An 11,912-nucleotide genomic window follows, 5' to 3' on the forward strand; every position below is an offset into this window, starting at 1 on the left:
TTTGCCGTTGCGGGAACAAGCTGCATTCCTTACGATAGAGAAAATAGAGAGAAAGGGGCGGAGGCTCGCCGTGCTCCTGTCGTCGGCGCTGGAGGAGCTGTGCGCTTCCGCGGACAACGCGCTGGAGGAGCTCGCCCGGCCGCTGCCGCTGCCGATATCGCAGGCGCTGACGTATATGGAGGAGCATCTCGAAGAGCCGATTACGATCGAAGCGATCGCCCGGCAGTCGGGGTGGTCCCACGAGCATTTCACGCGGATGTTCGTCGCTTCCGTCGGCATGTCGCCGAAGCGGGCGTTGCTCGAGCGGAGATTGCGGCGAGCGGAGCTGCTGATGCTGAGCGGCCGGTGGACCGTCAAGCAGATCGCGTACCGGGTCGGCTTTCGGGACGAGCACCATTTCTCCAAAATGTACAAGCGTCTGCGGGGGATGACGGCCTCGTCCTATATCGAGCGCTGCGAGAATTCTCTGGCCCGGCATGCGCTGCCGGCTCCCGATACGGTTGCTTCCGTATCCGCCAATCGGCATGTTCTCGTGAACGAACAGATCAAATAAACACCCCGAAATCGAGGTTCCGTCCATTGAGGGTCCGTTCGCCATATTGCACAATAAAGGCAACGACGATCATGGAGGGTTTGGGAAAATGGGGATTCCTTATACGCCGAAGTCGCGCGAGCACGACAACCGGCATTTGGTCAGCGTGGACGATTACGTTCATTATCGCAATATTCGGGCAGCGTCCACGCCGTTGACGCGTTCAAGGATCTGCACGGCGTGGAGAACGTCAGCCATCTCGACGACGAGGCGAATACGCTGTCGCGCGTCGTGGCGAAGTACCCGCCTCCGATTCCGGTGCCGCTGAGTCCCGGCGACGTACTGTTTTTCCACTCGCACCTGCTGCACCGTTCGTACCCGAACCGGACGGCAGATCGGTTCCGCCGCTCTTACGTATGCCACTACTGCAACGCCCGTTCCTGGATTCCTTGGGACCACGACGGCTACGAGGGCGAAACGGGCAACTACCGGCACATTCTGGCCCGCGGCCGCACGCACTTGCCCTACGCGGAGCCTGCCTTCGGCACGGAAGTGTTCTTGTCCGAGGGCGAGGAGGAAGGAGACAGCGTCCGCATGATGGGCATGGAGGACGGCATGATGATGCCGGTCGTTCAGAAGAAAGAGTAGGGAGGCGTTCTTCCCTCCTAAGCGTCCTTGCCCTGCATCCGGAACTCGGTCGGAGTCAGCCCGGTCAGCTTCTTGAACTGGTGGCTGAAATAGTGGATGCTCGTGAATCCGAGGCGCTCGGCCAGCGACTCGATTTTCTCGCCTTGAAGCAGCGCTCGCTTGGCCTGCTTGATCCGCTCGCCGATGACGTACTGCTTCGGGAGCAGGCCGATCTCTTCCTTGAACAGCTTGGAGAAATGAATCGGATGGTAGCCGCACGTCGCCGCCAGCTCGGCCACCGTCCAGTTTCTGCCCGGCTGCTCCTGCATCGCCGCGATGGCGGGCTCGATCTTGCTGCCGGCGGTAGACGCGGCGCGGACGTTCAGCAGCTGCCTGAAGACATGCGTCAAAGCCTGGGTCATGAGCCCCCTCAGGGCGGCTCCGTATCCCGGCTGCTCCAGCTCGTACTCCTTGACGATCCTCGTCATGATCGGTTCCAGCCCCGACACGGTAAAATGCGTCGGAAGCGCCGCGGGGCCGTACGGCGGAATGACGGGCGCCGGATGGACCGGCTGTCCGTCCGGTGCCTCCCGACCGGCATAACGGATCGACAGCCCCGGATGGACCGGAGCCGTCGATTCGTGCCGCCAATGGAAATGAATGCTGTAGTAGTCCGTCCGTTCCGCCGCGAACAGCTCGTGAGGACATTCCGGGCCGTAATGCACGCACTCCCCGTTTCTAACCTCGTACGTTTTTCCTCCGACGGACAGCTCCGCATAGCCGGATACGACGTAGAAGAGCTGGTTGTCGGGAATGACGCGCCTGCCCCACATCGAATCGGCGGACGTCGTCGCCCTGCTGGCGAAATTAACGGTAGGCATAAGCTCGTCAAGCGACCGGATCGTCATGACTCCTCCTGTAACATTCGTTGTCGTTTCCCCTCATCATAAAGAGGAAGAGCCGGCCCTGCAAGTCCCGCTTGATTTAAGGAGGGGCGGCTAATCCAGGCGCCCCTCCTCCTTGAAGCGTTCAAGCTGCTTCTTCTGCCAGCGGGGCAAGCGTTGAATTTCCTTTTCCAGACGTTCTCTGACATAACCGTACAGCTTCAGGTCGTGCTCGACCAAGCTTTCGATCAGGAGGATCGCTTCGGGATCGATTTCGGCGATCGACGGGCGGTTCGGCGTTGCGTTCACCCGGAACACCTCCGCGGATTTCCAGCCGTATCTGTTTTTCAACAAATACACCGATTCGTGGTACAGCTCGGAAACTCCGACGATCGGATAATGCGCATTCACTACCTTCAGCGTATTTTTCCACGAGACGGGAGGGCCGCCCAGCATATAGACGGATTGGTAATTGCGAAAGAACATGTCCATGATTCCGTCGGGCAGCTTGAAAAAATCCTTCATCGACAGCTGCAGCGCGAAAGGATAAAGCCAGTGGGCAGGTTGACGCGCGATGAAATAGTAGTAGGACAAGATGGCCTCTACGGGGTGCCGCATCAGCGTCGCATATTCATAAGGGCGGGCGGAATGGACGTGAAGGCCGAACCAATAATGGCCGAATACGCAATCCAGGCCGTGATCCGGCCGCGACAACATCGTTTCCCATTCCGGAAGTTCCCGCTCGGTGATTTGGCTCAGCCGCTCTCCGTATTCCCGATGTAATATTTGGTGGATGCTCGAGCCGGCTGTTTTCGGAATGTGGATAAAAAAGAGCAAGGGGGACGGCTTGGAAGAATCGGCTGTCATGTCAGCGGCACCCCGCGGTCACGGAGCAGCCGGACGACTCGGCTTGCGCTCTCCTCCGGCGTCTCCTTGTCCGTCTCGATGACCAGGGAGGGATGGTCCGGCTCGTCAAACCTGTCGCTGATCCCCGTGAACCGGGGGATTTGTCCGGCGATCGCCTTGCGATACAAGCCTTTCACGTCTCTCTCGATGCATCGATCGAGCGGGCATTTCACGTAGACTTCTTCATAGGAGGGCAGCTCTCTACGGCATTCCTCTCTCATTTCCCGATAGGGGGTGATCAGGGGGGCAAGAACGACGACTCCGTTGCGGGACAGGAGCCTGGTCATGTATATCGTTCGTCGGATGTGCTGCATCCTGTCTTGGTAAGTGAACCCCAGATCGGGGCTTAAAGCTTGCCGCAGCTCGTCACCGTCCAGCACGGCGTGCGCGATGTTGCGCTCCCGGAGCTGCCGCTCCACGATTCTGCTGATCGTCGATTTGCCCGATCCGGACAATCCGACGAACCAGACGATTGTTCCGTTTCCTAACGGCATGGCGCTCACCTCGTTGTAGCATATGCGGATGAGCGCCGAAGCGTATGGACAAACAGGCTTCTTAATTTACGCGGCGAGAGAGAGCCAAGGAGCGTTCCCTCGCGGGGCTTCCGCCCGGCGAGACACGGCCGACCGAAGCCGCCGCGAATGCAGCAGGCCGATCGCGGGGACCGGCTCGGAGTCGATCGCGGCGAACGACGCCAGCATCGTCTCGACGTCGCCGGCTTCGTATGCGGCCGCGATCGTCCGCGCATAGGCGGCCAGTCCGGGCTGATCGGCCGCAGTCCCGACTTCTCCGTTCTCCAGATCCTCCTGTACCCGCGGAAGATTCCTTCTTGCCCGATGCAGGGCGGCTTTCGCCGCTCCTTCCGTCACGCGCAACAGGTCTGCCGTCTCCGCGCTCGAATAGCCGAGCACGTCCCGAAGCAGGAATGCCGCTCTCTGCAGAGGCGGCAGATGCTCGGCCAGCGCGCGGAAGGCCGCCTCCATTTCCATGGCGCCGCAGGCCGCTTCCCCTTCGGGCGGACGCACGGTTTTCAGGATGCGCGACAGCTTGACGCCGCGGCGGGCCCGGTCGATCCACGCGTTCTTCGCGATCCGCAGCAAGTAGGCTTCCGGATTCGGATGCGTATCGAAGCGTGGACCGCCGAGCGCCTTGAGCCAGGCGTCTTGGGCCAGATCCTCCGCCTCCCAGACGGACTCGGTCAGGGACAGGCAATATTTTCGCAGCGCGGCGTGGAGAACGGCGACGTTCCGTACTGCCGTCGACGCCTCCGTCTCGCGCGCGCTTTCGGTGTGGTTTGCGTACATGGCATTCCCTCCTCTGTATGCCTAGGCGGAATTCGTCTTGCTACCGTAAACGAACGAAGCGCGCCAAAGGATACGCGCTAGCGCCGAAAAAATAGAACTTTCTTTTTTCCTTACAGTGTATTCGATTTTCGCCGCGGAGCAAAGACGAATTCGCCGGACCTCCCGTATCTTTCCGAAGCGTCCGTTCGTCTACGGGGTGAATTGCGATTCCCAATACGAACAGGAAAACGGAGGAACGAACAATGACGAATTATGTGCCGTACGTCGTAGAGCAGACGAACCGGGGGGAGAGATCGTACGACATCTATTCCCGCCTGCTGAAGGACCGCATCATCTTCTTGGGCTCGGCGATCGACGATCAGGTGGCCAACAGCGTCGTCGCCCAGCTGCTGTTCCTGGCGGCGGAGGACCCGGACAAAGAGATCAGCATGTACATCAACTCGCCGGGAGGCTCAATCTCGTCGGCGTTCGCCATGTACGATACGATGCGGTTCATCAAGCCGGAGGTCCATACGATCTGCATGGGAATGGCCGCGTCCGCGGGAGCCTTCCTGCTGCTGTCGGGCGCCCAGGGCAAACGGTTCGCGCTGCCGAACAGCGAGGTCATGATTCATCAGCCCAGCGGAGGAGCGCAGGGACAGGCCAGCGACATCGCGATCACCGCCAAAAGGATTTTGCGGACGAGGGATAAGCTGAACCGGATTTTCGCGGATCATACCGGCCAGCCGCTCGAGCGGATCGAGAGGGATGTGGAGCGGGATCATTACATGTCCGCCGAAGAGGCGCTGGAATACGGCATCATCGACCGTATCATCTCGACCGCCGATCTTCCCGGTTGACAGCTTCGCCCATCCATGTTAATGTTTAACCAATAAAACCGACCTATATAGTTGGTTTATTGGAAAAATCAAACATGGATGTCCACCGGATTTACCGGAGACCCCTGCTCCTGCCATGGAGAGGGGTCTTTTGTATTCCTCGGACCAGGAGGCTGAACGACTTGGAAGTTGCGGAACGAATCGGGGTGTCTGCGGACGCCAAAGCGTCGATCAAACTTTCGCCCGCCGACATCGCGAAGCTGGCGCTGCCGGCCGCGGCGCTCATTATTTCGCTGCTCGTGCACGCGTTCGTCCCAGACGTGCAGATCGTCGCGTCGGAGAGCGAGTACACGGTCATCCTCTTCATCGCCTTGGGGCTGTTCTCGGCATGGGCGATCGCCGGGCTCTACCGCCGGAAGCTGCTCGCGTCCTTGCTCTATTTCTCCAACATTATCACGCTCATTATCGGCCTGCTCGTCGTATGGGAATTGCTGACGCTGAAGTCGGGCGCGCTTCCGCTTCCTTATTTTCCGTCCCAGGTCAAAATACTGGATGCGGTAATCGGCGACCGCGAGAAGCTTCTCGTCTGCATTCTGTATTCCGTGCGGCTGCTCTTCATCGGCTACTTGATCGGGGCGGTCTTCGGTCTTGCGACGGGCGTGCTGATGGGCTGGTACAAGCATTTTCAGTACTGGATCAACCCGTTCCTCCGTTTTATCGGCCCGATTCCGGCCACCGCGTGGATTCCCGTCGTGCTCATCGTATTTCCGAGCAGCTTTACGGCCAGCATTTTCCTGATCGCGCTCGGGACGTGGTTTCCGGTAACGGTCATGACCTGGTCCGGCATCGCCGGCGTGAACAAGTCGTTCTTCGAGGTTGCGCGGACGCTCGGGGCGAGCGAACGGTATCTCGTGCTTCGCGTGGCGTTTCCCGCTGCGTTCCCGCTCATCTTCATCGGATTGTTCATGGGGCTCGGAACTTCGTTCGTGACCCTGATCGTCGCCGAAATGATCGGGGTGAAAGCCGGTCTCGGCTTCTATATCACCTGGGCTCAGGCCTGGGCGGAGTATTACAAGGTGTACGCGGCGCTCTTCATTATGGCGGTGCTGTTCTCGACGATCATTACGATTCTGTTCAAAATTCGCGACCGGGTGCTGATCTGGCAGAAGGGGTTGATCAAATGGTAAAAACGGCGGAAGGCGGACGGATCGCCATCAACGGCGTATCGCGCGTGTTCGAGGACCGGACGGACGGGGACCAGGCGGTGATCGCGCTGAGTAAAGTCGATCTGGACATCCGGGAAGGAGAGTTCGTCTCGCTGATCGGGCCGAGCGGCTGCGGCAAGTCGACTCTGCTGAGGTTGATCGCGGGCATCGACAAGCCGACTGGCGGGCAGTTGAAGCTGGACGGGGAGCCGATCGACGACGCGCATCCGAGCCGGGGGCTCGTCTTCCAGGACCCGACGCTGTTTCCTTGGAAGACGATCTGGAAGAACGTGGCGACGGGACTCGAAGCGCAAGGGGTGCTGAAGGAACGGAAGGGCGAGGTGGACAAATTCATCGAGCTGGTCGGGTTAAAAGGGTTCGAGAAGGCGTATCCGCATCAGTTGTCCGGGGGGATGGCGCAGAGGGCCGCATTGGCGCGGGCGCTCGTCAACCATCCGAAGGTGCTGCTGCTCGACGAGCCGCTCGGCGCGCTCGACGCCTTCACGCGGATGAATCTGCAGGATGAGCTGCTGCGCATCTGGCGGGAGAGGGGCACGACGATGGTGTTCGTCACCCACGATATCGACGAGGCGGTCTACCTGAGCGATCGCGTCGTCATCATGACGCCGCGGCCGGCCCGGATCAAGGAGACGATCCGCATCGATCTGCCGCGGCCCAGAGTGCGCTACAGCCCTTCGTTCTTCGAATATCGCTCGCGCATTCTGGAGTCGCTTCAGCTCGTGCCGGAGATCGGCCAGCCGGAGTATATCGTCTAGGAAGGAGGGAGGCGAACGATGAGAAGACGCAAACCTTGGCTGGGAGGAGCGGCGCTGCTGCTTGCTGCGCTTGCGCTGGGCGGGTGTGCGAGCGGGGGCGACCGCTTGCCGGCGGCCGGTTCGGACATCGGGACGCTGGAGCTCCGGTTCTCCACGGAGCCGGCGAAGCTGACCGGCAGCGGCAGCTCCACGCTGAGTCTGGACGTGAAGCAAGGTTCCGAGCCGGTGAAGGGCGCCTCGGTCGTCTTCGAGATTTGGCCGAAGGGAGAGCAGCAGCACGCTCAGCTATCCGCCAAGTCGGAGGAAGACGGCAAGTACTACGTCAGGGGGGAGTTCTCCCAGGCGGGCGATTATTATTTGCTGGCGCACGTCACGACGGCGGAGGGCTTGCATGATATGAAAACGTTCGAGTTCAGCGTGCATTCGTAGAAGAGAGGAGGGAGAGCGATGAGAAAGTTGTTCGCAATCGGAGCGGCGCTGCTGCTGGCCGGGATTGTCTGGGGAGCCGGAACCGCTGCGGCGGAGGGCGCCGTGGAGGAGACGACGGCTTCCTTCGCAAGCGGGTTTCCGGCTTGCCATGCGATGCCCGAGGACGATGGCAAGCCGATCAAGCTCGCATCGGTATCGGATGGAGGCTCGGCCGGGAGCGGAGAAGGGCCGGGAAGCCTGTCCTTGTCTGGCCTCGGCATCGCCGCGGGCGCGGCGGCGGTTGTCGGCTCTATTGCGCTATTCGCGGGATATTTAACCTTCCGAATCGGTCGCAGACGATTCCAGTAGAGGGAGGACTCGTTCGTGCAGCAGTTCCCAATTCAGCGCGCCGAGAACGCCGTCGGTGATGACTCCCCGGGAATCGACGAAGATCGTCGTCGGAATCGGCCGGATCTCGTACTTGGCTGCGACCGTACCGTCCGAATCGAGCGGAACCGGGAACGTGAATCCGTAGCTCTCCGCGAACTCGCGCGCCGCTTCCACGCTGTCGGTCGCGGTCAGATTGACGGCGAGGATGCTCAGCCGCTCTCCATACTGCTTGTGCAGCTTCGTGAACAAGGGAGCTTCGTCCCGGCAAGGTCCGCACCACGAAGCCCAGAAATTCAGCACGACGGGCTTGCCTCTCAACGCATCGAGAGAGTAGGTGCCGCCGTCCAATCCGGTCAGCGAGAAGGAGGGGGCGAGATAGCCGATCTCCGCCTTCTCGGGAAGAGCCGCTGCTTCGCCTTCGTTGCTGCCGTTGCCGGACAGCCCGGACGCCTGCCGCTCCGGTTGTCCGCGATCGGAGAACGATTGCTGGAACAGAATGATTCCGCATAACAAGGCGGCCGCCGTCACGATTATCCAATTGCGCCATTTGCTCATTCGCGATTCCTGCTTTCTTCTTCAAGGTTAATTCAAACAATTCCAATTGGTTTTAATTAAATTAACTAGTTGATTTCCGATTTGTCAATAGTTGAGAGTAAAATAAAAATTTGGAATGAGGATTGACAACGGCAAACATTCGGAGTTATCATAATCTTATAATTCCGGTAATGTTACCATGAATTAATGGAATTAGCCTGAAGAAGTTGACCAGACCGCTGGAGACTGGCTTTCCCTCGGGAAGCGCGGTCTCTTTTTTGATTCAATACGGGAGGAACGAAGATGAGCGAGCAACAGGCATCCAAAGAAGGCAACGGTTCGAAGAAATGGCGTTTCGATACGCTGCAGGTGCATGCCGGCCAGCAGCCCGATCCGGTTACCGGAGCGCGGGCGGTGCCGATCTATCAGACGGCCTCGTACGTGTTCAAGAATACGGAGCATGCGCGCTCGGTCATCAACTTCGAGGAATTCGGCCACACCTACACCCGCGTCGGCAATCCGACGAGCGACGCACTGGAGCAGCGGATCGCCGCGCTCGAAGGCGGCGTCGGGGCGCTGGCGGTGGCGTCGGGGTCAGCCGCGGTGACTTACGCGATCTTCAATTTGGCGGGCTCCGGAGACGAGATCGTCTCGGCGAGCGCGCTGTACGGCGGCACGTACAATCTGTTCGACGTCACTCTGCCGAAGCTGGGCATCACAACGAGGTTCGTCGATTCGGACGATCCGGACAACTTCAGGCGCGCCATCACGGAAAGGACGAAGGCGCTGTTCCTTGAATCGATCGGCAACCCCGGGCTGAACATTCCGGATATCGAACGTATAGCCGACATTGCGCACGAGAACGGCATCCCTCTCATTGTTGACAACACGTTCGGCACTCCATACCTGATTCGACCGATCGAATACGGGGCGGACATCGTCGTGCATTCCGCGACGAAGTTCATCGGCGGGCACGGCAACTCGATCGGCGGGCTGATCGTCGACGCGGGCCGATTCGATTGGACGAACGGCAAGTTCCCCGGATTTACCGAGCCGGACAAGAGCTACAACGGCCTCGTCTACGTGGAGAAGTTCGCGGAACTGGCCTTCATCACCAAGGTTCGGGTGCAGTATTTGCGGGACATCGGCGCTTCAATCAGTCCGTTCAACAGCTTCCTGCTCCTGCAAGGGCTGGAGACGCTCTCGCTCAGGGTGGAGAAGCATCTGGCCAATACGCTGCGAGTCGTCGATTATTTGAGCCGGCATCCCGACGTGGCCTGGGTGAATTATCCGACGCTGGAGGGCAACCCGTATCGGGCGCTGGCGGCAAAATATTTTCCGAAAGGGCCGGGCTCCATTTTCTCGTTCGGTCTGAAGGGCGACCCGGAGACGGCGAACCGGTTCATCGACGGACTGGAGCTGTTCTCCCATCTGGCGAACGTGGCGGACGCCAAGTCGCTCGTGATCCATCCGGGCAGCACGACGCATGCGCAGCTTACGCCGGAGGCGCAGCTCGCGGCCGGGGTGAGGCCGGATCTGATCCGTCTGTCCATCGGCATCGAGGATGCCCAGGATCTGATCGACGATCTAGAGCAGGCGATTCGCCGGGCTGTCGCGGCAGCCGAGCCCAGCGGCGTCTAAATGGAAGGCCCGCGGTTCGGAAGGAGGGAGCGCAAGAGGCGACTGGAGAGTCGCAGCGGGAAGATAGGAATCATTCATTCGGGAGGATGGAGAACAGGAATGAAGAACAATTTGGCCAAGAGCAAGTGGATATTGTCCGCTGTCGCGGTCACGATGGCGATCGCCGTCTTGAACGGATGCGGCAAAAACGACAATGAGTCGAGTCCGGCGGCGGCATCCCCGTCTTCGTCGAATGCGGGTTCTGGAGACAAGTCCTTGAAGAAGGTGACGTTCGCCTATGCCGGGGGTACGTGCGAAGCGCCGATCTATACGGCGATCGAGAAAGGCTTTTTCAAGGAAGAGGGGCTCGACGTCGAATTGGTGCAGATGGACTTCGAGACGCTGAAGTCCGGCATCTCTTCCGGCAAAGTAGACGGAACGGTCGGCAACTTCGCCTGGTTCAAGCCGATCGAGCAAGGGCTGGACGTCAAGGTGACGGGCGGCCTTCACGCGGGATGCATCCAGTTGGTCGCGCCTAAAGGCAAAGGAATCTCGACCTTGCAAGACTTGAAGGGCAAGAAGATCGGCGTAGACGTTATCGGCGGCGGACCGCAAATTACGCTGTCGATCGCGCTGAAGCAAAATGGAATCGAGCCGACCGACGTCGACTGGAGGGCGTATCCTTCCCAGCAGCTGTCGACGGCCGCCGACAAGGGCGATATCGACGCGTTCATCGTATGGGACCCTGCCGCGCAGCAAGCGCTCGACACGGGCAACTTCGTCCGGCTGCTCAGCAATGGGCATGACGAGCCGTTCAAATCCGGCTATTGCTGCTACTCCGTCGTAAGCGGAGCCGTCACGAAGAAAGATCCGGACAAGGCGGCCGCGATCACGCGCGCGCTGTTGAAATCGGCGGAATGGGTCGGCAACAACGCGGCCGAGACGGCTCAGATCGAGACGGACAAGAAGTACGTGCCGGCCGATGCGGCGACGAACGAGAAGCTGCTCAAGTCCTACCATTGGAAGCCGGGCGTGATCAACGCCAAGAAGAACGCGGAGTTCTTCATCAGAGAACAGAAGGCGCAAGGCATTCTCGACGCTTCCACGGACGAGAAGGAACTGCTGGACCGCTTGTTCTTCGAAGCGATTCCGGACTATAACGGCAATTAATACATTTCGGCAATACGGACTGAAGCGCCGGACCCTGAACGGGTCCCGGCCCTTCAGTCGTTTCCATATGAACGGAGGGACGATGATGATTGCGGTCATTAAACCGATTGCGTACGAGAACGCTTCGCCCGAAGCGCGCGCCGAATACGAACGCCAATACCGGATCAACGGTACGGTGACGAACGCGAAGAAGACGCTGCTGCACCATCTGCCTTCGTACCATGCATACGAGGAGTGGCACAGACTGCGCGAGGCATTGCTTCAATTTATTAGCCATAGGGCGTTTATCGTGTTCTGCTACGCGATTTCCCTGGAAGGGGACAGCTTGCTGAACTCGACGTACTTCCGCAAGTCGCTCACCGATCGGGGAGAGAACCCCGACGAGCTTCTGCTGGACGACGAGGAATTGGCGCTGGAGCAATACGGAAGGTATTTGGCGAGCAAGCCGAACGCCGTGCCGAACGCGCTGTTCTCCCACTTGGGCCAGTATTACACGCCGGAGCAGATCGTCGCCCTGACCGCGTTCGGCGGGCAGATGATCGCGAAGAACGTATTCAATAGCGCGCTTCGCATCGAACTGGACGAATATTTGCTGCATTTTACGACTTAGGGCGTGTATGCAAACCCGCTCAGAGGCATCTATCACCGCCTTTTCGCCCCCTGCTTCGTCACTTTTGCTTGACGTACCCCGGTACGCCTTCACAAAAGTTCCTTGCATGGAACGAAAATTCGGCAAAA

15 protein-coding genes are annotated in these 11,912 nt (G+C 59.6%); 10 read left to right on the forward strand and 5 right to left on the reverse strand.

What is annotated here, in order from left to right:
- The first annotated feature begins 7 nt into the window (after positions 1 to 7).
- A complete protein-coding gene (locus ACESLM_RS01630) occupies positions 8 to 553 on the forward strand; it encodes a helix-turn-helix domain-containing protein (RefSeq protein ID WP_372629363.1) in 546 nt (181 codons plus the stop codon).
- Positions 554 to 772: 219 nt separating this feature from the next.
- Positions 773 to 1,180 (forward strand): phytanoyl-CoA dioxygenase family protein, encoded by a 408-nt coding sequence (locus tag ACESLM_RS01635; protein WP_372629365.1) that lies wholly within the window; start codon positions 773 to 775, stop codon positions 1,178 to 1,180.
- A gap of 17 nt (positions 1,181 to 1,197) precedes the next feature.
- On the opposite strand, the gene ACESLM_RS01640 is transcribed toward ACESLM_RS01635, so the two are convergent.
- The 4 genes from ACESLM_RS01640 to ACESLM_RS01655 all read right to left on the reverse strand — a co-directional run bounded on the left by ACESLM_RS01640 (position 1,198) and on the right by ACESLM_RS01655 (position 4,253).
- Positions 1,198 to 2,067: a helix-turn-helix domain-containing protein gene (locus tag ACESLM_RS01640; RefSeq protein WP_372629367.1), complete on the reverse strand. Its 870-nt coding sequence runs from the start codon at positions 2,065 to 2,067 to the stop codon at positions 1,198 to 1,200.
- Positions 2,068 to 2,157: 90 nt separating this feature from the next.
- A complete protein-coding gene (locus ACESLM_RS01645) occupies positions 2,158 to 2,910 on the reverse strand; it encodes a sulfotransferase family protein (RefSeq protein WP_372629369.1) in 753 nt (250 codons plus the stop codon).
- A complete protein-coding gene (cysC, locus tag ACESLM_RS01650) occupies positions 2,907 to 3,452 on the reverse strand; it encodes an adenylyl-sulfate kinase (protein WP_372629371.1) in 546 nt (181 codons plus the stop codon). The genes ACESLM_RS01645 and cysC overlap by 4 nt, the downstream gene beginning before the upstream one ends.
- Positions 3,453 to 3,509: 57 nt before the next feature.
- The gene (locus tag ACESLM_RS01655; RefSeq protein WP_372629373.1) at positions 3,510 to 4,253 is read right to left on the reverse strand and encodes an RNA polymerase sigma factor; all 744 of its coding nucleotides are present in this window, start codon (positions 4,251 to 4,253) and stop codon (positions 3,510 to 3,512) included.
- 206 nt (positions 4,254 to 4,459) lie between these two features.
- Here ACESLM_RS01655 and clpP point away from each other — a divergent pair, with 206 nt between their 5' ends.
- The 5 genes from clpP to ACESLM_RS01680 all read left to right on the forward strand — a co-directional run bounded on the left by clpP (position 4,460) and on the right by ACESLM_RS01680 (position 7,829).
- Positions 4,460 to 5,092, forward strand: a complete 633-nt coding sequence (clpP, locus tag ACESLM_RS01660) for an ATP-dependent Clp endopeptidase proteolytic subunit ClpP (RefSeq protein ID WP_372629478.1) — start codon at positions 4,460 to 4,462, stop codon at positions 5,090 to 5,092.
- A 161-nt stretch (positions 5,093 to 5,253) separates the two neighbouring features.
- Positions 5,254 to 6,258, forward strand: coding sequence for an ABC transporter permease (locus ACESLM_RS01665; RefSeq protein ID WP_372629375.1), 1,005 nt, complete (start codon positions 5,254 to 5,256; stop codon positions 6,256 to 6,258).
- Positions 6,252 to 7,052 carry an ABC transporter ATP-binding protein gene (locus ACESLM_RS01670; protein ID WP_372629377.1) on the forward strand — a complete coding sequence of 267 codons (801 nt, stop codon included), beginning with the start codon at positions 6,252 to 6,254 and terminating at the stop codon, positions 7,050 to 7,052. The genes ACESLM_RS01665 and ACESLM_RS01670 overlap by 7 nt, the downstream gene beginning before the upstream one ends.
- An 18-nt stretch (positions 7,053 to 7,070) precedes the next feature.
- Entirely contained in the window at positions 7,071 to 7,481 is a 411-nt protein-coding gene (locus ACESLM_RS01675) for a FixH family protein (protein ID WP_372629380.1), read from the forward strand.
- Positions 7,482 to 7,499: 18 nt separating this feature from the next.
- Positions 7,500 to 7,829 carry a hypothetical protein gene (locus tag ACESLM_RS01680; protein WP_372629382.1) on the forward strand — a complete coding sequence of 110 codons (330 nt, stop codon included), beginning with the start codon at positions 7,500 to 7,502 and terminating at the stop codon, positions 7,827 to 7,829.
- On the opposite strand, the gene ACESLM_RS01685 is transcribed toward ACESLM_RS01680, so the two are convergent.
- Positions 7,794 to 8,405: a TlpA family protein disulfide reductase gene (locus ACESLM_RS01685; protein WP_372629384.1), complete on the reverse strand. Its 612-nt coding sequence runs from the start codon at positions 8,403 to 8,405 to the stop codon at positions 7,794 to 7,796. The two genes, ACESLM_RS01680 and ACESLM_RS01685, sit on opposite strands and share 36 nt — an antisense overlap.
- 282 nt (positions 8,406 to 8,687) lie before the next feature.
- On the opposite strand from ACESLM_RS01685, the gene ACESLM_RS01690 reads away from it, so the two are divergent.
- From ACESLM_RS01690 to ACESLM_RS01700, 3 genes are all read left to right on the forward strand, one after another.
- Complete coding sequence (locus ACESLM_RS01690) at positions 8,688 to 10,025, forward strand: O-acetylhomoserine aminocarboxypropyltransferase/cysteine synthase family protein (RefSeq protein ID WP_372629386.1); 1,338 nt, start codon at positions 8,688 to 8,690, stop codon at positions 10,023 to 10,025.
- A gap of 99 nt (positions 10,026 to 10,124) precedes the next feature.
- Positions 10,125 to 11,174, forward strand: coding sequence for an ABC transporter substrate-binding protein (locus ACESLM_RS01695; protein ID WP_372629387.1), 1,050 nt, complete (start codon positions 10,125 to 10,127; stop codon positions 11,172 to 11,174).
- A gap of 85 nt (positions 11,175 to 11,259) precedes the next feature.
- Complete coding sequence (locus tag ACESLM_RS01700) at positions 11,260 to 11,784, forward strand: hypothetical protein (RefSeq protein ID WP_372629389.1); 525 nt, start codon at positions 11,260 to 11,262, stop codon at positions 11,782 to 11,784.
- Positions 11,785 to 11,912 lie beyond the last annotated feature (128 nt).

Origin of the sequence: Cohnella sp. (genome assembly GCF_041641335.1) — a bacterium.
In the GTDB taxonomy this organism is placed as follows: Bacteria; Bacillota; Bacilli; order Paenibacillales; family Paenibacillaceae; genus Cohnella.